This window comes from Niabella digestorum (assembly GCF_036409055.1).
GTDB lineage: Bacteria > Bacteroidota > Bacteroidia > Chitinophagales > Chitinophagaceae > Niabella > Niabella composti.
On record NZ_JAZGLY010000001.1, the window covers coordinates 557,755 to 579,771 of the forward strand.

14 protein-coding genes are annotated in these 22,017 nt (G+C 41.9%); 1 reads left to right on the forward strand and 13 read right to left on the reverse strand.

From position 1 onward, the window contains the following. Nucleotides 1-29: 29 nt before the first annotated feature. From V2H41_RS02380 to ilvA, 5 genes are all read right to left on the reverse strand, one after another. Nucleotides 30-2,483 carry a TonB-dependent receptor gene (locus tag V2H41_RS02380; RefSeq protein WP_330973516.1) on the reverse strand — a complete coding sequence of 818 codons (2,454 nt, stop codon included), beginning with the start codon at nucleotides 2,481-2,483 and terminating at the stop codon, nucleotides 30-32. Between the two features lie 74 nt (nucleotides 2,484-2,557). Next, on the reverse strand, nucleotides 2,558-3,373 hold the full coding sequence (locus V2H41_RS02385) for a helix-turn-helix domain-containing protein (RefSeq protein WP_330973517.1): 816 nt from the start codon (nucleotides 3,371-3,373) through the stop codon (nucleotides 2,558-2,560). A gap of 90 nt (nucleotides 3,374-3,463) precedes the next feature. Continuing rightward, nucleotides 3,464-4,969: a glutamate synthase subunit beta gene (locus tag V2H41_RS02390; RefSeq protein ID WP_330973518.1), complete on the reverse strand. Its 1,506-nt coding sequence runs from the start codon at nucleotides 4,967-4,969 to the stop codon at nucleotides 3,464-3,466. A 99-nt stretch (nucleotides 4,970-5,068) separates the two neighbouring features. Continuing rightward, complete coding sequence (gene gltB, locus V2H41_RS02395) at nucleotides 5,069-9,583, reverse strand: glutamate synthase large subunit (protein ID WP_330973519.1); 4,515 nt, start codon at nucleotides 9,581-9,583, stop codon at nucleotides 5,069-5,071. A 284-nt stretch (nucleotides 9,584-9,867) separates the two neighbouring features. After that, the gene (gene ilvA / locus V2H41_RS02400) at nucleotides 9,868-11,112 is read right to left on the reverse strand and encodes a threonine ammonia-lyase IlvA (protein WP_330973520.1); all 1,245 of its coding nucleotides are present in this window, start codon (nucleotides 11,110-11,112) and stop codon (nucleotides 9,868-9,870) included. A gap of 121 nt (nucleotides 11,113-11,233) precedes the next feature. Here ilvA and V2H41_RS02405 point away from each other — a divergent pair, with 121 nt between their 5' ends. After that, on the forward strand, nucleotides 11,234-12,379 hold the full coding sequence (locus V2H41_RS02405) for a methionine aminotransferase (RefSeq protein ID WP_330973521.1): 1,146 nt from the start codon (nucleotides 11,234-11,236) through the stop codon (nucleotides 12,377-12,379). Here V2H41_RS02405 and V2H41_RS02410 read toward each other — a convergent pair. The 8 genes from V2H41_RS02410 to V2H41_RS02445 all read right to left on the reverse strand — a co-directional run bounded on the left by V2H41_RS02410 (nucleotide 12,354) and on the right by V2H41_RS02445 (nucleotide 21,836). Then, nucleotides 12,354-13,811, reverse strand: a complete 1,458-nt coding sequence (locus V2H41_RS02410; RefSeq protein ID WP_330973522.1) for an ATP-binding cassette domain-containing protein — start codon at nucleotides 13,809-13,811, stop codon at nucleotides 12,354-12,356. The two genes, V2H41_RS02405 and V2H41_RS02410, sit on opposite strands and share 26 nt — an antisense overlap. A gap of 123 nt (nucleotides 13,812-13,934) precedes the next feature. Next, entirely contained in the window at nucleotides 13,935-15,416 is a 1,482-nt protein-coding gene (ilvC, locus tag V2H41_RS02415) for a ketol-acid reductoisomerase (RefSeq protein WP_330973523.1), read from the reverse strand. Nucleotides 15,417-15,437: 21 nt separating this feature from the next. Further along, a complete protein-coding gene (locus tag V2H41_RS02420; RefSeq protein ID WP_330973524.1) occupies nucleotides 15,438-15,899 on the reverse strand; it encodes a DinB family protein in 462 nt (153 codons plus the stop codon). 25 nt (nucleotides 15,900-15,924) lie between these two features. Continuing rightward, nucleotides 15,925-16,512 (reverse strand): acetolactate synthase small subunit, encoded by a 588-nt coding sequence (gene ilvN / locus V2H41_RS02425; RefSeq protein WP_330973525.1) that lies wholly within the window; start codon nucleotides 16,510-16,512, stop codon nucleotides 15,925-15,927. Nucleotides 16,513-16,569: 57 nt separating this feature from the next. Continuing rightward, on the reverse strand, nucleotides 16,570-18,306 hold the full coding sequence (gene ilvB, locus V2H41_RS02430) for a biosynthetic-type acetolactate synthase large subunit (RefSeq protein WP_330973526.1): 1,737 nt from the start codon (nucleotides 18,304-18,306) through the stop codon (nucleotides 16,570-16,572). Between the two features lie 47 nt (nucleotides 18,307-18,353). Then, nucleotides 18,354-18,848, reverse strand: coding sequence for a DinB family protein (locus tag V2H41_RS02435; RefSeq protein ID WP_330973527.1), 495 nt, complete (start codon nucleotides 18,846-18,848; stop codon nucleotides 18,354-18,356). Between the two features lie 2 nt (nucleotides 18,849-18,850). Next, on the reverse strand, nucleotides 18,851-20,533 hold the full coding sequence (ilvD, locus tag V2H41_RS02440; RefSeq protein ID WP_330973528.1) for a dihydroxy-acid dehydratase: 1,683 nt from the start codon (nucleotides 20,531-20,533) through the stop codon (nucleotides 18,851-18,853). A gap of 139 nt (nucleotides 20,534-20,672) precedes the next feature. Beyond that, nucleotides 20,673-21,836: a 2-isopropylmalate synthase gene (locus V2H41_RS02445; protein ID WP_330973529.1), complete on the reverse strand. Its 1,164-nt coding sequence runs from the start codon at nucleotides 21,834-21,836 to the stop codon at nucleotides 20,673-20,675. Nucleotides 21,837-22,017 lie beyond the last annotated feature (181 nt).

Here is a 22,017-nt window from a genome sequence, read left to right on the forward strand (position 1 = left end):
CCATCGTATTAACGACGGCTCTTTTTTTATTAAAACTCTTTTTCTCCAATTTCACTCTGTGGTAGTTTAATTTTTCGGTTTTTTCTAAGGAGATTAAAGCCCACCGAAAGTTGTAGTTGGTCAGGTTCATAAATGTAATTAGTGGTTGTATAAAAGTCGTTACCCCAAGTGGTAATACGCTGGCGGTTAGATATCTTTATGCCGGCATCTATATTCAGCCATTGCAATTGGAAATACCATCGTTTATCAGTCGTTGTTTTTTTCACCGTAAAATGCGGTGTTAAAAACGCACCATCTTCCCCTTGCGCCGTAGCTCTTAAGGAAAGATAGTTAACGCTTAATTGCAGTAACCAATTTTTGGGCAATGCGAACGACTGTGTACTATTGATACTGTATACCCATTTTTGATTGTTTACAGGGATGGTTCCATGAAAAATGGCCCCTTTGATTTTGTATTTGTATAGGTTGCCGCCTAATAAAAAGCGCCATACGTGGGTAAGCTGCCAATCTAAATTTGCCTCCACACCGGTTTGTGTGGCTTTTCCTGCATTTGTGAACACTCTATTTAAAATGGTATCATTAAATACTTTGTTTACGCGTTGAATAGGGTTCAGTATTCGTTGGTGATATAAAGTGATAAAAAAATTACCTCTTTTTAAACCTTGTTCTATACCCAGCTCATAAGTCCCTGTGAGTTCGGGAAGAAGATTCGGGTCACCTTGTTCCAGCGTTTCAGAGTGTTCTCTTTCGGGGAAGGGATTGAGCTCATAATTATTGGTTCGTTTGATACGTCGATTATACCCTGCTTTTATCACACCTTTATTCCATGCGGCGTAGCGCAATTGTACGGATGGAAAGAGATTGGTAAGAGATAGCTTGTTGTTTTCACTGCTCTGTGAAAAATATAAGTTTCGCTCGGAGTGTTCCAATCGTAGTCCTGCTGAGTAGTTTAATTTATCAGCTCTACCACTGTATTGTACATATCCGCCATGAATATGATTCTTTACATCGACCTTACTTGGAAATGTAGGATCGGTTTCAAAATCATTAGAACCATTGATTTTAGTAAGATACAAAAAGTCGCCATTTTGTATATCGTATCTGTACTGATATCCTATTTGAAGATTGCCATTAGCAATGTCTTTAGAGTAGTCTACTTTTCCTCTGTATGCTTTTAATGGATTGGTGCTAGGATTTACCGTATATTGAATGGTATCTATTAGCTGCGGATATTGGAGATTAAGATTGTATGTGGTACCCGATAGTTTAGCCTGTTCAAATAACCCAGAGAAACTGATTTTAGAGTTATCTTCAAAGGTATGTATATAGTCTAGGTTGGCTAATGTAAAAATTCCTTCTTTATTCTGTGTATTTTCGTTGAAATAATTAAAGTAGGTGATCGCCCCTGTATTTAAATTTTCTCGGGAGTTATGATACAATAGATCGGCTACCCGGCTTTGATATTTTTTTCCGATATAGAAGCCCGTTGAAAAGGTATTGGAAGAATTAGCTTGGAAATCCACAGCCATTCTGGCACCATAATTATATCTTTTATAACTCCGCTCTCCTGTAGAAGGGAAGGATGTTTTTACCTCGTCAATGATAGTGTATACATCCCCCTCTCTAAATCCTGCCAGATCATTGCGCAAATAGTTGATACCTGCATTTATGTTCCATTTATTTTTATTATACCCTGCTAAAACATCGAAGCCATAACGTTTAGGATGGTTGTAACGTTTATTGTCGAAATCATTAATAGGGGGTGCGCCTCCCATAAGATTGGCCTGAATGATCCAACCGTCCTCTACACTATCTTTTGTTACAATATTAATAATCCCACTTTTCCCATCAGCATCATAAGCGGCAGAAGGGCTTGTAATGAGTTCTATATCTTCAATGGCTCCTGCCGGTAATTGGCTCAATACAAAGCTAGGATCTCCCTGTGTAGGTTTGCCATTAATTAGCACTAAAAAGCTGTTGGACCCTCGAAAGGAGATGGTCCCATTAGCGTCTACCGAAATGGCGGGTAGATTGCGAATTACGTCCACCGCTGTTCCATTAGCCGCATTGGTAAACTGAGAAGATTTATATACTTGTCTATCTACTTTAAATGATACAGGAGCTTTACGTCCTTCCACCACCACAGCTGCTAATGAATAGGATTGGGGCAATAAATAAAGTATGCCTAGGTCGTAGGTTGGCTGTATTTCTAATGGTAGCGTTATTTCTAGAGGTTGAAAATTAATATGACTAATTATTATTTTCCCCTTTGATATGTGGGGTGTAGTTATCTTAAAGTAGCCCTTATCATTGGTTTTTTCGCTTTTTATTATTGAGCCGTTAGCACTTAGTACTTGTATGGTAGCGGCTGGGAGTGGTTTTTGTTCTACACTATCTACAATAGTTCCACTTATTACAGATTGGGCGTTTAAAGACAAGGAGAAGGCACATATCCATGCCATGAATAGTAATCGTTGTGTCATAAAAGCTTGTTAGAGATCACGAAGTTGCGTAGAAGCAACCTATTTGTGTGGTCTATTTGAAAAAAATATGGTATTTATGGATGCTTTCTTAAGAAAGAAGGCGTGGTGCCTGTATTTTTCTTATAATATTTAGAAAAGTGTGAGTTGTCTTTAAAGTTAAGGAGGTATGCAATTTCCGAAATAGATAGTTGGGTGTATAACAAAAGCCTTGTCGCTTCTGCGGTTACATGTGAAGCAATTATTCCTGCTGCAGCCTTGCCCGTTTCTTTTTTGCAGGCAGTATTTAGATTTTGTGGTGTGGTATGAAGTAGCTTTGCATAATGTGATACTGTATTCATCTGATTTTTGGATGAGATCAGTAGTTGGATAAATGAAGCATACAAACTTCCGGCCTGAGGTTTTGACACTGATGCTGTACGCAACACTTTTGCAAGTAAGGCTTTGAGAAGACTTAAAAATGTGATATCGGGATAAGTATTCAATTTTAGCTCCTCTTCCAACAGATGAAAGATGTGGCTAATAGATGGTGCTTCCTGAGAAGGTTCACTTAATTTGGTGTATTGATGAAGTTGGGTAAATAAATATTTTAATTCCGGGTCAAAATATTGTTCTGCAAATTCTTTTTTAAGAATAAGTACAAATCCTTCGGGTTCTACTGTGATATCCCAAAAATGTAATTGATCCTGTCTGATTACAAAAAGAACGGGTGGCTCAATAGGGAAGGTTTCAGCATCTATAGTATGCGAACCTTTTCCTTGAGATAAGTAGATTAATTCCAAGTAGCTATTATGCTTGTGAGGGTTGGTTTTTCTAATATTTTTTCTAAAAGTTTGAACCTTTATCCCTGTGCTATCCTTGGCTTTGTCTTTGATTTCGATATTCGATGGCATGCATTGTTGTTGTATCTTTCATTCGATTGTTATCGAATAAAAAAATCCCTTTTCATAAAGGGATTTTTTTATTTATGATATTCTTTTTGTTTATTGAAAATTCATTAGTATAGAACTTTCTTTGCTTTCCAGTAGGGAAGTACCCATCAGGTATTCGTCGACTTTGCGCGCGCATTCGCGTCCTTCGCTGATTGCCCATACTACAAGACTTTGACCCCGACGCATATCGCCTGCAGTAAATACCTTAGGTATATTAGTAGCATATTTCCCTTCTTCAGCTTTTACGTTGCCACGGTTATCCAATTCTACACCCAATTCTTCCAATAATCCCTGATGCAGCGGATGTACGAATCCCATGGCCAGCAGCGCCAGTTCACAGGGGATTTCTCTTTCTGTTCCCGGAACTTCGGTAAAGCGGGCAGGCTGACCAGGAGCTGGTGTAGACCATTCCACATCTACTACTTTTAACGCTTTAAGATGCCCGTTTTCGTCGCCGATGAACTCTTTGGTAGAAATGCTCCAGTATCTCTGTGCTCCTTCTTCATGGCTGGTAGTAGTTTTAAGTAATATGGGATAAGTAGGCCATGGCATCGAAGGAGTTCTCTCTTTCGGAGGCATGGGTAGCAATTCGAACTGTGTTACAGAAGCTGCTTTATGACGATTGCTGGTGCCTACGCAGTCGCTACCGGTATCTCCACCACCAATCACCACTACGTTTTTACCGGTTGCTAATACTTCTTCGGTAAGAATATTGCTCTCGATGTCTTTGTGTGCTAAGAAATCTTTTCCGGCTACGCGCTTATTATTTTGCTTCAGGAATTCCATTGCAAAATAAACACCTTTCAGGTTACGTCCTGGAATAGGAAGATCGCGAGGTACAGTAGAGCCACCGCAAAGTACGATAGCATCGTACTGACGCATGATATCGCTCACCTTAACATTTACCCCCACGTTAGCGTGACATCTGAATTCTACTCCTTCCTCCTGTAACAAAGCAATACGCCGGTCTACCACCCATTTTTCCAGCTTGAAGTCTGGAATACCATAGCGTAATAAACCTCCGGGTTGTTCATCGCGTTCAAATACGGTTACAGAGTGACCTGCGTAGTTCAGTTGTGCCGCTGCCGCCAGACCTGACGGTCCGCTACCGATAACGGCAACTTTTTTGCCGGTTCTAACGTTAGGTACTTTTTTAGTAACGAAGCCTTTTTCGAAAGCGATTTCGATAATATGTTTTTCGATCTCTTCAATGGTTACAGGAGGTTGATTGATACCCAGTACGCAACTCATTTCACATGGTGCTGGGCAGATGCGTCCTGTAAACTCAGGAAAGTTATTAGTGGATGCTAATATTTCGTATGCTTCGCGATAATCTTTTCTATAAACGGCGTCATTAAATTCGGGAATAACGTTTCCGAGCGGGCAACCACTATGACAGAAAGGTATGCCACAGTCCATACAACGGGCTGCCTGGTTGTTTAACTTTTCCTCAGGGAAAAGCTCCACGAATTCGCGATAGTGTTGGATTCGCTCCTCCACCGGCTTTTTGGAAGGAAGCTCCCTAGTAAATTCTAAAAATCCTGTTGGTTTGCCCATTTGTTATATAAGATTTCTAATTTTTTGATATTGAGATTAATTACAGAAGGAACATAGATGATCGGAAATCCAATCAGCTATGTTCCGCATGGTAGTCGTTTATGCAGTTTGTTTTTGTGCTACTTTGGCCTGCATAGCTTTCTTGTACTCGGTTGGATATACCTTTACAAAGTTTTTAAGCTGGTTTTCAAAGTCGTCCAGGATAAACTTAGCTACGGTACTTTCGGTGTACTTATAGTGCCTTTCTATGTATTGTTGTAGGAAAGTCACATCGTCCGCTTCTAAGGGATCCAGTTCTACCATTTCCATATTACAGTTACGAGCAAACTTTTGTGCTGCATCGTAAATGTAGGCGATACCACCGCTCATACCGGCTGCGAAGTTCCTACCGGTTTCGCCCAGTATAATGGCTCTACCTCCGGTCATGTATTCGCAACCATGATCACCCACGCCTTCCACAACTACTATAGCACCGGAATTACGCACGGCAAATCTTTCACCGGCTTTTCCACGGATATAGGCTTCGCCGCTGGTAGCTCCATAAAAGGCTACGTTACCGATAATACTATTTTCTTCCGGAACGAATCCTGCTTTTTTATTAGGATAGATGATTAGTTTGGCACCACTTAAACCCTTACCAAAATAGTCATTTGCATCGCCTTCTAACTCCAGCGTAATTCCTTGATTACAGAAGGCTCCGAAGCTTTGTCCAGCGGTACCTTTCAGTTGCAGGTGAATGGTATCTTCGGGAAGGCCTGCATCGCGATATTTTTTGGTAAGTTCGTGCGACAGTACGGTACCTGCGGCACGGTCGGTGTTTACGATATCGAAAGAAGCTTTTACCGGAGTACCGTTTTCCAGCGCCGGTTTGGCAGCTTCAATAAACTTCCAATCGATGATGGAATCCAAACCATGATCCTGCTCTTCGCAGTGATAAATTGCTACACCTTCTTCAGCAGGCTCTTTATAAAGAATAGGAGAGAGATCCAGATTTTTATATTTCCAGTGATCAATTCCCTCTCTTACTTTCAGCTCATCTACCTGACCTACCATTTCATCGATAGTTCTGAAGCCGAGTTCAGCCATCAGTTCACGTACTTCTTGAGTCAGGAACTTGAAGAAGTTGACTACAGCCTCTACAGTTCCAGAGAAGCGTTTTCTAAGATCGGGGTCTTGAGTGGCGATACCTACCGGACAGGTATTCAGATGACATTTACGCATCATAATACAACCTTCTACCACTAGGGCTGCAGTAGCTATACCCCATTCTTCGGCACCCAGCATGGTGGCGATAATGATATCACGACCACTACGTAACTGACCATCGGTTTGCAATACTACACGACTGCGTAGTTTATTTTTCACCAAGGTTTGCTGTGTTTCGGCCAGACCCAGTTCCCAAGGCAGACCTGCATGGCGAATAGAGCTTAATGGAGAAGCTCCAGTACCACCGTCGTGTCCTGAGATTAATACTACATCGGCCTTAGCTTTTGTTACCCCTGCAGCAATAGTTCCTACACCGGCTTTACTTACCAGTTTTACATTGATGCGTGCATGACGGTTGGCATGCTTCAAATCGTGTATTAATTGAGCTAAGTCTTCAATAGAGTAAATATCGTGGTGTGGGGGAGGAGAAATCAATCCTACACCCGGAGTAGAGTGTCGGGTACGACCAATCCACTCATCCACTTTATGCCCTGGAAGCTGTCCACCCTCACCGGGTTTTGCACCCTGAGCCATTTTTATCTGCAGTTCATCTGCTTCTGTAAGATACAAGCTGGTAACACCAAAGCGACCACTAGCTACCTGTTTGATAGCACTACGCATGCTGTCGCCGTTTTCAAGTGGTTTATAACGAATCTCGTCTTCACCACCTTCACCGGTATTGCTTTTACCTCCTAGTCTGTTCATGGCTATTGCCAAGGTAGTGTGTGCTTCCCAGCTGATAGAGCCGAAGCTCATTGCACCAGTAGCGAACCTTTTATAAATGTTTTCAGCAGGTTCTACTTCTTCTATTGGAATAGAAGGACGCGTGCGTTTGAAGTCGAGCAGACTGCGGAGTGTGATTGCTTTTTTGCTTTGCTCATCGATAAGCTTGGTGAACTTCTTAAACAAGTTGTAATCGCCCATTCTTGTTGAGTACTGCAACAAGTGGATGGTTTGCGGATTGAATAAGTGGGCTTCACCTTTGCGTTTCCATTGATAGAAACCTCCAGTGGGTAGCATGTCCACCGGCAACTGTTTACGAGTGAATGCAAAGCTATGTTTTGCCAATGCTTCACGGGCAATTTCGTCCAAGCCCATACCCTCGATACGTGAAGTGGCATTGGTAAAGTAGGTGTTTACTACATCTTTATTGATACCGATAATTTCGAATATCTGTGCTCCTTGATAGGACTGTAGGGTGGAGATTCCCATTTTAGAGAATACTTTCAACAATCCTTCATTTACAGCTTTGATGTAATTTTTCTCAAGTTCTTCTACAGATTTATCGGTCTTTATCTTACCGGTTTCTTTTAACAGTTTAATTGTAGAAAGTGCCAAGTAAGGATTGATGGCGGTAGCACCAAAGCCCAGCAAACATGCATAGTGGTGTACTTCCCATACATCACCGGCTTCAACAACTAAACCTACTTTTCCACGCAGGCTTTTTCTGATAAGGTGATGATGCACTGCCGAAACTGCGAGCAGCGAAGGGATCGCAGCATGCTGACCATCGATAGCGCGGTCTTGCAATACCAATACCTCGAAGCCGTCATTTACTGCATCTTCGGCATAACGGCACAATCGGTCCAATGCACGGCGTAAAGATCCGGGCTTACCATCGGCTACGAAGTAACACTGCAGGGTTTTGGCCTGGAAGCTTCCTGTATCGATACTGCGCAACTTCTCCAGCTCGTAGTTGGTTAATACAGGCTGCTTCAGTGCCACAACGTGGCAGTCTTTTTCATCTTCAATTAGCAGGCTTCCATTATTACCCACGAATGTTGCTAACGACATTACCATCCGTTCACGGATAGGATCGATGGGCGGGTTGGTTACCTGTGCAAATAATTGTTTAAAGTAATGACTTAAATGTTGAGGTTGATCGCTCAATACAGCGAGCGGAGCATCTACACCCATGGATCCTACCGGCTCTTTACCATCGGTAGCCATAGGCATGATGATGTTTTCTATATCTTCTGAGGTATAACCAAATGCTTTTTGATATTTAAAGATTTGTTCAGAACTAAGATCGCTGAACATTACGCGAGGCTCAGGAAGCTCATGCAAACGGATTTTATATTTGTTCAGCCATTCGCCATAAGGCTTTCTGGAGCAGATATCGCGTTTTAGTTCATCGTCGCTAATAATGCGGCCCTGTTCCATATCCACTAGGAACATTTTGCCAGGCTGCAATCTTCCTTTTTCTATTACGATACTCTGATCTACCGGTAAAGCTCCTGTTTCGGAACCCATGATTACACGTCCATCGTTAGTAACGCAGTAGCGCGATGGGCGTAAGCCGTTCCTATCCAGTGTAGCACCGATGATTTTCCCGTCGGTGAATGAGATAGAAGCCGGGCCATCCCATGGTTCCATCAAGCAGGCATGGAACTCATAGAAGGCTTTCTTTACTGGATCCATGTCTTCATTACCATCCCATGCTTCAGGTATTAGCATCATCATTACATGGGGTAATGAACGGCCGGTCAGATACAGCAGCTCTATCATATTATCTAAACATGCAGAGTCGCTCTGATCGTTGCTCACGATAGGTACCAGCATATCCATTTCTTCGTCGCTAAACAAAGGCGATTCGAAGCTGGACTCAGCGGAGCGTAACCAGTTTAGATTACCTTGTAAGGTATTAATCTCTCCGTTGTGTGCAATAAAGCGGAAAGGTTGTGCCAATCTCCAAGATGGGAATGTATTGGTCGCAAACCTAGAGTGTACTAATCCAAATGCACTTACTACACGTTTATCGGAAAGATCAGGAAAGTATTCACGTACCTGATGGCTAGTAAGCTGCCCCTTATAAATTAAGGTGCGGCATGATAGAGATGCTATGTAGAAACCAATGGGATCTTTCTTAACTGCGTTACTGGTAATGTGGGTTGCGTACTTGCGTAATACAAACAGCTTACGTTCGAACTCGATGGCTGTTTTTACACCAGCAGGACGCTCTACAAAAACCTGCTCGATAGTAGGCTCGACCTCTAGGGCGCTAGGGCCAATGTCTGAGTTATTTACCGGCACCTTGCGCCAGTGTATAACACGCATGCCCAACTTTTCAGCAGCCCTGTTGAAGATGTCGCGGCATTCTTCTCGTGTTCGTGATTCTTTAGGGAAGAATACCATACCTACAGCATACTCTTCAATAGCAGGTAGTGTAATACCTAAGTGGAGACATTCATCGTAGAAAAATTCATGGGGGATCTGAATCATAATTCCTGCCCCATCACCTGTGTTGGCTTCACAACCACAGGCTCCTCGATGCTCCATATTTTCTAAAATCGTAAGCGCGTCTGAAATAGTTTGATGGTTCTTGTTACCTTTAATATTGGCGACAAAACCAATACCACATGCGTCGCGCTCGAAGGCGGGGTCATAGAGACCTTTGTTTTTTGTCATACCTTACGTTCCTCTTATAAATTTTTTACATAAAAATTTAGCTTTTCAATATGGAGCAGGCAATCGTGAGCCATGTAAAATAGTTAAAAAATCGTCAAAAAGGATAAAAAAAATAAAGAAATTTCCAAGTTATTGAATTTTTACAAAAGTTTGCCGTTTTTCTTAGATTTTATTTAATTGAAAAGTGCTGTTTTCTTACTTCAATTCCTGCAACGAGAAGTTGCGTTTAGGGCATAAAAATCCTTCTCCTTCTCAGGATATTGCCAAGAAAATGAGATGATGATTTATACTAGGTAGCTGAATAAAGAGTCGTCTTTGTTTAGTTCTTTAAACTGTATATTCAGTTTTTGCATGCGCTCGATGAGGTGGTTGTAATCGTTTTTGTTTTTCAATTCAATGCCAATGAGTGCCGGCCCACTTTCTTTATTAGTCTTTTGCATGTATTCAAAGCGTGTGATATCATCGTCTGGTCCCAGTACATTATTTACAAACTGTTTTAAAGCACCGGGTCTTTGTGCAAAGTTGATAAGAAAGTAATGTTTTAATCCTTCATACTGTAAGCTACGCTCTTTGATTTCCTGCATGCGGTCGATATCATTATTGCTACCACTTACAATGCATACTACATTCTTACCTTCTATATCGTCCTTTAAGAAATCAAGGGCTGCAATAGAAAGTGCGCCGGCAGGTTCTACAACAATAGCATCTCTATTGTACAGTTCCAGAATGGTGGTGCATATTTTCCCTTCCGGCACTAGAATTACATTATCAAGAATGTCCAGGCAAATTGCAAAAGTTATATCACCTACTCGTTTTACAGCTGCACCATCCACAAAGCGGTCGATGTTGTTTAATTCAACGGGATGGCCGGCTTTCAGTGCTTCCGTCATGGAAGGAGCGCCTTCTGGTTCGGTGCCGATGATTTTAGTGGCAGGACTGATTGTTTTGATATAGCTGCCAGCACCCGCACAGAGGCCTCCACCGCCAATAGGAACAATGACGTAATCGATATCTTTCAGTTGTTCACATATTTCATATCCCACAGTAGCCTGTCCTTCGATTATTTTTTCATCATCAAAAGGATGGATAAAGGTCATGTTGTTTTCTTCCGTAAACTTTTTGGCAGCACTGGCACAGTCGTCATAGGTATCACCAGTGAGGATAATTTCAATATTGTCCTCACCAAACATTTTGGTTTGTGTAATTTTCTGCTTGGGAGTAATGGAAGGCATAAAAATGGTGCCTTTAATATTGAGGGCTTTGCAGCTGAAAGCAAATCCTTGTGCATGATTACCTGCACTGGCACACACCACTCCACAGTCGAGTTGTTCTTGAGGCAAAGAGCTCATCAAGTTATAAGCACCGCGTAGCTTATATGATCGTACCAGTTGAAGATCTTCGCGCTTTAAATATATATTGGCTTTATAGCGACGACTTAAAGATATGTTCAGCTGTAAGGGCGTTCGGGTAACTACGGATTGGAGTCTTTGTGCGGCGGCAGTTACAGCTTCGACTGTTACGGAATGCATATGTTTATGATAAATGTTATTAAATAGTTCAGCAAAAATACAAACATGGGTTGGATACGGTTATGAGAAATCTTTTTTAAAGCAGAACTTGTTGCATATTTGCATAACCTAATTCTTTTTGATGAAACTGCATTCGAAACACTCGGCACCTCGCCTGAATATTTTTACGTCCATGACCAACCTTGCGCGTGAGGAAAATGCTTATAATCTCTCGCAAGGGTTGCCTGATTATCCTATAGCGCAGGAGCTGCATGTATTACTACAAGAAGCCGTTGTGAATGGATATAATCAGTATGCTCCCATGCAAGGATTGGTTGAGTTGCGCGAGATGATTGCTCAGGAACTAAATGAACGGTATAATACGAATTTCTGCTCGCCGCATGTGGTGACGATCACGCCAGGGGCTACATATGGTATTTATACTGCGCTTACAGCCTTAATAGATAAAGGTGGTGAAGTGATTTATCTGGAACCTGCTTTCGATTGCTATCTTCCAGCTATAGAAATTAACGGTGGGGTACCGGTAAAAGTTACATTAGATGCTGCCAATGGTTTTAAAATGGATTGGCAGCAGCTTGCAGACGCCATCACAGAGAAAACCAAAGCTATACTGATTAATACGCCGCATAATCCTACGGGGTACGTTTGGACGAAAGACGACTGGCAACAGCTGGCATTGTTGATTCAAGACAGGGATATTTATGTGGTTTCGGATGAAGTGTATGACAGTATTGTTTATGATGGATATAAGCATGTTCCCGGATTTTTGCAAGAAGGTTTGCAGGATAAAGTCATTTCTATTTATTCATTCGGTAAAACCTTTCATATTACTGGATGGAAGGTGGGATATTGTGTGGCTTCAAAGGAAATTACAGAGGCATTTCGTTCTATACATCAGTATCTAACTTTTAGTGTTAATACACCTGCCCAGTATGCACTTGCAAAATATTTGGAAATATATGAAAGAGAAGCTGCCGCGAAGTTATTGCAAAACAAAAGGGATTTGCTAATGGAGGGGATGCAACAATCTCGCTTCAAGATGCTCAATAAGAGCATCGGCACTTATTTTCAGTTATATGATTATAGTGCCATTAGTGATATCGATGATGTAGCATTTGCTCAGTGGTTGACTAAGGAGCATAAAGTCGCTACCATACCACTGAGCGCGTTTTATAAAGCTTCACAAAATTCCAAAGTTATTCGTCTTTGCTTTGCAAAGGAAGATAACGTGATAAAGGCTGCTACGGAAGCTTTGCGTCGTGTGTAGTAGTGGTACGTTCTACAATACGACCTTCTTGTAATACTAGTCTGTGAGTTAGACAGCTGGGTAATAGTGATTCGAAGTGCCCAACGTATATAATCGTTATACCGTTTTTGCTGATTTCGTCTATTAAGTCGTTGAAGTATTGCGTCTGTTCATTATCCAATCCTTGGCAGGGTTCATCCAGCACTAGTAGTTGCGGGTTCTTGATAATGGTACGTCCCAACAATGCCAGTCGTTGTTTGCCCAAGGGCTGGGTTGCCAGCAGCTCATTTTTTACATCGTACAGATCGAGAAAGTGTAACAGCTCTTCTAACTGTACTTTTTGAGAATACCTCAAAGGTTGATACAATCCATTGGCGTCAAAGAATCCGGAGGCTATACTATCTGCCACACTTGCGGTGGTATCGAAATACCAGTGCAACTCTGGAGATATCATGCCAATACGTTTTTTAATGTCCCAGATGCTTTCGCCACTGCCGCGTCGTACGCCAAAAAGTTTTATGTCATGTGCATATGCCTGTGGGTGGTCGGCGGTAATGAGACTTAATAAAGTAGATTTGCCTGAGCCGTTAGGGCCTTGCAGAAGCCATCGTTCTCCAGCATTCACTTCCCAATTGATGTCGCGGAGTACATACTTTTCATCATAATGGATGTTTACATCCTTCATGCTGATTAAATTTGTGCTGGTATACTCAGGTGATGTTTTTAGAAAATCGGGCAGCGGTTTCAATGCCTTTTTAATGCTTGTAGGAAGATGATCTCCTAATGCTAGTTTGCCATGGTTCATTGTTGCAAAGTGCAAATCTCCTTCTGGTAGTTCTGGATCGTTGCCTAAAAGTAACAGCGTACCTCCCGCCTGCGTGTAGGTGTAAAACAAATGATTCAATGTTTTTCGGGATGCGGTATCTAATCCAGTATAGGGCTGATCTATAATCAGCAGTTGTGGCCGCAGCCATAGGGCTTTAATCAGCTGTAGTTTTTTATGTTCGCCACTGGAAACTTCAAAGAGCTGCTCATCCAATACTTTTGAGTAGTTAAAAGCAGCAATGAGTTTGTCAAGAGTTTCTCTTTGTAAAGCATGTGTTGCTCCGAATACTTCTAGTTCACGTTCAATTGTTAAAGTTTCTCTTCGTTGCTGGCGATTATAGCGTTGTTGATAATAAAAATTTCGATCCCCTTCAAGGTTAGTAAAACGATACCAGTTCTCTACATATAATGTCTGTGCGGGAAGAGGGCTGTTCTCGTCATACTGTATATGGATATCACCCATATATTTTATTCTTCCTGCAATTGCTAGTCCTAATGTGGTTTTCCCACTCCCGCTTATACCACGTATGATCCAACAACTGCCTGCATCAGCCTTAAATGCTATATTGTCTAATACAGTTTTAGTACCGTAATGTACCGATAGGTTTTCAATCCTCAATCTCGTCATGGAACAGATATAAAATTTAATTGCCGCGAGTGCAACAAAATTAGTTTGTGCACTCGCAGCAATGTTTATAGTTGTGTATTTATAGCATAGCCCGGGGAACCGGGCTACGAAATATGTGAAATATTAAGATGCTTTGATAGACTTCATTGCTGTCATTGCTTTACGCAATACACGACCTACGTCTTCAACGGGGTGATTGCGGATAGCCTCGTTGATTTTAATCAGCAACTGGTTGTCTACCGAATTGTCTTTACCTTCATTAAAGTTTTTACCTACTAAGTCGGTATCCACTTTCTTCATAAAATCTGCCAACAACGGTTTACAAGCCTGATCAAACAGGTAACAACCATATTCAGCTGTATCAGAGATGACGCGGTTCATTTCGTAAAGCTTCTTACGAGCAATTGTGTTGGCGATTAGCGGGGTTTCGTGTAATGACTCATAATAGGCAGATTCGGGTTTAATGCCTGCATCCACCATGGTTTCGAATGCTAGTTCCACGCCCGCTTTGATGAAGGCCACCATTAGGGTGTAGTTATCAAAATATTCCTGTTCGCTAATAGGCATATCTCCTGCTGGAGTTTTTTCAAATGCAGTTTCAGCAGTTTCAGCTCTCCATTTCAGCAATTTGGCATCACCATTTGCCCAGTCCTCCATCATGGTTTTGCTGAATTCACCGCTGAGGATATCGTCCATGTGTTTTTCGAACAATGGGCGCATGATGCTTTTCAGCTCCTCAGCCACCTCAAAGGCTTTTATTTTAGCTGGATTGCTCAGGCGATCCATCATGCCTGTAATACCGCCGTGCTTCAATGCTTCGGTAATAACTTCTACTCCATATTGTACGAGTTTGGCAGCATAGCCGGGGTCGATACCTTTTTCAATCATCTTATCGAACGACAAAATCGAAGCTGTTTGTAGCAGACCACAAAGAATGGTTTGTTCTCCCATTAGGTCTGATTTCACTTCAGCCACAAAAGATGATCTCAGTACACCGGCACGATGTCCGCCGATACCTACACAGTAGGCTTTGGCCCACTCTAAGCCTTTTCCTTCCGGATCGTTTTCGGGGTGTACGGCGATAAGCGTAGGCACTCCAAAGCCGCGCAGATATTCCGCTCTTACCTCGCTACCCGGGCTTTTGGGAGCCACCATAATTACGGTAATATCCTTACGTATTTGCATGCCTTCTTCTACAATATTGAAGCCATGTGAATACGATAATGTAGCACCTTTTTTCATCAATGGCATAACCGCGTTGATAACGCTGGTGTGTTGCTTGTCGGGTGTAAGATTGATTACCAAGTCAGCGATAGGAATCAGCTCTTCGTACGTACCTACTTGAAAGTTGTTGTCGGTAGCATTTTTCCAACTTGCTCTTTTTTGCTCTATAGCTTCTTTTCTCAAAGCATAGGAAACATCCAGTCCGCTATCTCTCAGGTTTAACCCTTGATTTAAACCCTGAGCACCACAACCTACGATAACGATTTTTTTTCCTTTCAGCGCATTAACACCATCTGCGAACTCATCTTTATCCATGAATTCACAAACACCTAATTGTTTTAGCTGCTCTCTGAATGGTAACGTGTTAAAATAATTCGCCATTGTTGTTTTAATATTTAAGATTTATGATTTAAGGATTCTTTTATAGTCTTTTATAATCTGCCAATGAAGTGTGTTGTGCATAGCAATGGTTGTCAGCATATCGTTAATGTTTGTTATAGGTACACCAAAAGTTTGGGTAGTATAAGTGTTGATATGGCTGAATTTATTTGCATCTAATGCCGCACGTACTTCAGCGGTAAAATTATCAGCTAAAGATATTAATTCGTTTATTTCTTCCTGCGATACAGGTCCTTGGGGGCTGCTACCTCTTTTATATTGCTCTACATATGGTAGTTGAATGCTTGTGTCGGCCCCGGTGGCAAGAAATGCCAGACTGTAACTACTGATTACAATATGGCCAAAGTTCCAGGCTATATTGTTATTAAAGCCTTCTGGAATTTTATTAATAACATCCAACTCCGTTTCGGAGACGATTTCAACTATTTTTTTATTTATAGTATTTATGTTGTCGAGAATAAACATATCTGTTTTAATGAACTAAAATAAATTACATTGTGAACACTTTGTCATTTTGATTGAGATATTCGTTCTCGACGGCTTCTTCACCTGGCTCTTTAGCTTCAAATTCTTTGATTTTTTTGTGAAAGCCTTCGCTTTTTTTGATGATAGCTACACGGGCGCCACGTACAAACTCAATGAGATTATATTTTTCAAATACTTTCACCAGCCTGTCAGTTTCCTCTCTGTGTCCTGTGCATTCAAACACGGTATAGTCGTTATTGATTGAAACGACTCTTGCTCCATACTCTCTCAGAATGCGTTCTACGACCATCTTATCTGTAACCTCAGAGGTAGGAACTTTGTATAATGCAAGCTCTTGCCATACAATTTCCTCGTTCAGGTTGTAGTAAGCTTTTAATACATCTACCTGTTTCTCTATTTGGCGACAAAGTTTTCTTACGACTTCTTCTGTTTCGTCAATCACGATATTGAAGCGATGGATACCAGGAATCTCGGACGCAGAGGTGCTTAAGGAGTCAATGTTGATTTTACGTCTGGAGAAGATAATGGTAATGCGTGCCAGCAAACCTGTTCGGTCTTCAGCATAAACGGTAATTGTATATTGCTGTTTCATTTTGTTAATAGTTAAATTGAGTTCAACTGTTTTACTGCAATCGGGGCTACAACCTTTTTATTTTAATCGAATTTCTGCCACACTACATCCCTGTGGTACCATGGGGAACACGTTATTTTCACGGCCTACCATTACTTCCAGCAAATAGCTACCATTGTGTTCCAGCATGATTTTAAGTGCAGTCTTTAGATCATCGCGTTTGCTTATAGAATTACCTTCTATTCCATAAGCTTTGGCTAATGTAACGAAGTTTGGACTAGTAATATTTACAAAGGAGTATCGTTTGTCGTGGAACAGTTGCTGCCACTGACGTACCATGCCTAAGAATTCATTGTTCAATATTAGAATTTTTACGGGTGCGCCAAACTGCATAATGGTACCCAGTTCTTGCAATGTCATCTGAAAACCTCCGTCGCCAATAACAGCAATTACTTCTCTATCAGGTGCGCCATATTTGGCCCCTATAGCGGCCGGCAGGCCAAAGCCCATGGTTCCCAATCCACCAGAAGTAATATTGCTTCGGGATTGATTGAATTTTGCATAGCGACAGGCTACCATCTGGTGTTGGCCTACGTCTGTAACGATGATGGCTTCACCTTTAGTAAGCTCATTGAGTTCTCTTATAACCTCAGCCATGCTCATTATATCGCCCTGAGGATACATTTCTGGTTGAATGCATTGATTGTATTCTTCCTCGGCGTATTCTTTAAACTTATTTAACCAGGCAGTATGCTCTTTCTTTTCGATTAATGCAGTAAGGAGTGGTAATGTTTCCTTACAGTCGCCCCATACAGGCACAGTGGTCTTTACATTCTTGTCAATCTCTGCAGGGTCAATATCTAAATGGATTACTTGTGCCTGTTTGGCGTATTTGTCTAGACGTCCGGTTACGCGGTCATCGAAACGCATACCTACAGCGATGAGTACATCACATTCATTGGTTAGAACGTTGGGACCGTAATTACCATGCATACCCAGCATACCTACGCCCAGCGGGTGGTCGGTAGGAATAGCACCTTCTCCCATAATGGTCCATGCCGTAGGAGTACCGGCTTTTTCAATAAACGCTTTGAACTCTTTTTCGGCATTGCCCAATATTACTCCCTGACCAAAAATTACGAAGGGTTTTTCCGCTTTATTAATCAGCTCGGCCGCTTGTTCAATGTACTCTTTGCGCACGATAGGTTTAGGGCGATAGCTGCGAACATGGGTACATTTTTGATAAGGGGCTGCTTTGAATAATTGAAGCTGTGCGTTTTTGGTGATGTCTATCAGTACCGGACCCGGACGGCCACTGCGGGCAATATAGAAAGCCTTAGCCATTACCGAAGGAATTTCGCTTGCATCGGTAACCTGATAGTTCCACTTGGTAACCGGCATGGTGACGTTGATTACATCGGTTTCCTGAAAAGCATCAGTACCTAACAGATGTGCGAACACCTGACCTGTGATACATACAATAGGAGTGGAGTCTATCTGAGCATCGGCTAAACCTGTTACCAGGTTGGTGGCACCGGGGCCACTGGTAGCAAAAGCCACACCTACTTTCCCGCTGGCACGTGCATAACCCTGTGCGGCATGAATACCTCCCTGTTCATGACGGACCAGTATATGTTTGATTTTATCGTTATAATCATAGAGCGCATCATAAATAGGCATTATAGCACCGCCCGGATATCCGAATATGGTATCCACGCCTTCAGCTATTAATGCTTCCAATACAGCTACACTACCGCTGATTTCTTTTACTTCGGGTGCGGTTGTTTTTGTTTGTGGTGTTGTTGCTGTTTCCATAATAACTTTCTTTTTATTTATCGCACCATGCGATAAGGTCAAGACTTTTATGATTGTCGGTAAAAGTTTAATAAGTCGGTAGATGCTACTTCCGTAAAGCCCACTTGCCTCAGCATGGTTACCAGTTGTCCTCTGTGATACGTGCTGTGATTGAACATATGAGCAAAGACCTGATAGTAAGGTTTTGCATCAGGGGTTCCGTTCAATGTTTTAAAATGCAGAGGCGCATGGAGCTTGCTTTCTTCAAAAGTCTCTAGGAAGGTTTTTATATCTCTGAACACATTTCTCCAAATATCCACAAGCTCTTCTTTTGTTCCGCTGAACGATGACTGCAACCATTCTGTGTGTTCGAGCTCCTGAAACCTTTGCAGCCAAATATTTTCGGCACTGACGACATGTAGTACGGTTGCCTCAATACTGTTAAAGCTGCTTGTCATCTGTTGGCCCCACTGCTCGTTGCTTAATTGCAGGATCCAGTTACAAACTTGGGCGTTAGCCCAAGCATTGTAGGAAGCTAGCTCTTTGAAATACTCTTTTGTCATTTTTAATCTTCGTCGGTTACACATCCCTCAGAAGCATCTTTCACCAGTTTTGCGTATTTGTACAATACCCCATTGGTGGCTTTAAGCGGCGGGCGTTGCCAGTTGGCTTTGCGCCTTGCTATTTCCTCATCCGGGACTTTTAACGTGATTTTATTATTGACAGCATCAATTTCAATAATATCATCATCTTGTACGAATGCGATTAAACCGCCTTCATAAGCTTCCGGAGTTACGTGACCTACCACAAACCCATGCGTACCCCCACTAAATCGTCCATCAGTAATAAGCGCTACTGATTTTCCTAATCCTGCTCCGATAATCGCACTTGTAGGTTTTAGCATTTCGGGCATACCAGGAGCACCTTTAGGGCCTTCGTTTTTGATGACGACGACATCTCCGGGTTTTACTCTGCCATTGGCAATGCCTTCAATTAATTTCTTTTCCCCGTCGAATACACGAGCAGTTCCTTCAAAGCGTTCTCCTTCTTTACCACTGATCTTTGCTACACTACCTTTTTCGGCGAGGTTTCCGTATAAGATTTGTAAATGTCCTGTTTTCTTGATGGGTTTATCGAGCGGCATTACGATATCTTGCGAGTCAAAATCCAAGTCTGGAACATTTTCCAAGTTCTCTGCAATGGTTTTACCGGTAACGGTAAGACAACTACCATCGATAAATCCGTTCTTCATTAAATATTTCATCACGGCTGGTATTCCGCCGATTTTATGTAAATCCTGCATCAGGTATTTACCACTGGGTTTGAAATCTGCCAGCACTGGTGTTTTATCACTGATTTTCTGAAAATCATCCTGTGTCAAGGGCACGTTAACGCTTTTTGCCATGGCCAGCAGGTGTAATACGGCGTTGGTGCTTCCTCCCAATGCAATTACAATGGTAATCGCATTTTCAAAAGCCTTACGAGTCATGATATCGCGAGGCTTGATATCTTTTTCCAGTAAGATGCGGATGTATTTACCGGCTTCTCTACACTCGCGCCTTTTTTCTTCACTTAAAGCCGGATTACTACTGGAATAAGGAAGGCTCATACCCATTGCTTCGATTGCAGAAGCCATTGTATTAGCCGTATACATACCTCCACAAGCTCCAGCACCCGGACAGCTTCTTTTTACAATTTCTTTAAAGTCGTTTTCGTCAAGCGTTCCGGCTATTTTTTGGCCCAATGCTTCAAAAGCCGAAACAATGTTTAGATCCTGACCTTTATAATGACCGGGGGCAATGGTTCCTCCATATACCATGATGGCTGGGCGGTTCAAGCGCCCCATGGCCATTAGGGAACCGGGCATGTTTTTGTCGCATCCGGGAATAGCAATCAATCCATCATAATACTGAGCTCCACAAACGGTTTCGATGGAGTCGGCAATAATATCACGGCTTACCAGCGAATAACGCATCCCGTCGGTACCGTTACTCATTCCATCACTGACGCCGATTGTATTAAATATCAAACCTACGAGGTCGTTTTCCCAAACTCCTTTTTTTACTTCTGCTGCCAGCTCATTCAGGTGCATATTACAGGGATTACCATCGTACCCCATGCTTACGACACCCACTTGGGCTTTTTTAAGGTCTTCTTCTGTTAATCCTAAGGCATATAGTTGAGCCTGCGCGGCAGGCTGTGTAGGGTCTTGCGTAATGGTTTTCGAGTATTTATTTAGTTCGCTCATAAAATAAATAATGTTCTAAAAGTATGTATGATCCGCTTGTAATTATGTTAAAGGCTAACTACGTGTTCAGTTTTGCTTGTACTGCAACAGGTAGTGGCAGACAATATTGCTGCTGATTATAGTAATGATTTTGCGATGATTATTCGGCAAGTGCTTTCATTTTATCCGCAATTACAATGAGGTCTGCATCTTCTACTTCTTTCTTTTCATCAGCAATGCGTAAGAATTGCTGATAAAGTTCATCTACCTGATTGCGGTCGAAATTATATCCTAGATTCTTAAATCGGTAAGCCAATGCACTGCGTCCGCTGCGGGCTGTAAGCACAATACGCGATGTATCGGCACCTACTTCATCAGGAGAAATGATTTCATAAGTGGAAGCTTCTTTTAAGAAGCCGTCTTGATGTATTCCTGAAGAGTGAGAGAATGCATTGTCACCGACGACGGCCTTGTTAGGCTGGACGACCATACGCATGGTTTCTGAGACAAGACGACTCATCGGTAATAATTTAGTAGTGTCGATATTGGTATAGAGGTTCAGCTCGGGATGTTTTTTGATAATCATCACTACTTCTTCCAGAGAAGTATTACCGGCCCTTTCTCCAATTCCGTTGATGGTACATTCGATCTGGCGTGCCCCCGCCATGGCACCGGCGATGGAGTTGGCTGTTGCAAGTCCCAAATCGTTATGACAATGACAGGATAAAATAGCTTTATCGATATTGGGAACATTGTTGATCAAGTAGGCTATTTTTTCCTGATACTGATGCGGCAGGCAGAATCCGGTAGTATCTGGAATATTTACCACTGTGGCGCCGGCTGCAATTACCGCTTCGGTGAGCTGTGCTAAAAACTGAATGTCGGCACGGCCAGCATCTTCGGCATAAAACTCTACATCAGGTACCAGATTGCGCGCCAGTTTTACAGCAGCTACGGCCCGTTCCAATATGTTTTCTCTAGTGGAGTTAAATTTGTATTTGATATGATTGTCTGAAGCTCCTATACCTGTGTGAATACGAGGTCTAACGGCAGGTTTTAATGCTTCTGCGGCTACTTCAATATCTTTTTGTACTGCACGGCTTAGACCGGCTACTGTAGCGTTTTTTATGGCTTTTGAGATTTCTTCCACAGATTTAAAATCCCCCGGGCTGGAGATTGGAAAACCAGCTTCGATAATATCTACACCTAAAGCCTCCAGCTTTAAGGCAAGCTTAATCTTTTCTTCGGTATTAAGTTTGCATCCTGGAACCTGTTCTCCATCTCTGAGGGTTGTGTCGAAAATAAATACTTTGTCTTGTGCCATAAATTTTAAAGCATTATAAATGAATAAAATTTCAGAATTTTAGCACAGCTATTCAGCCTTTATAAATAGCTGTCAATAAAAGTAAACATTCCTATATTGTGCAGGAAACCCAATTAAAAAGGATTTACGCCATATAAATTTTGTTATTCTTTGATATCTTATTGATTTTCAATCTATAACA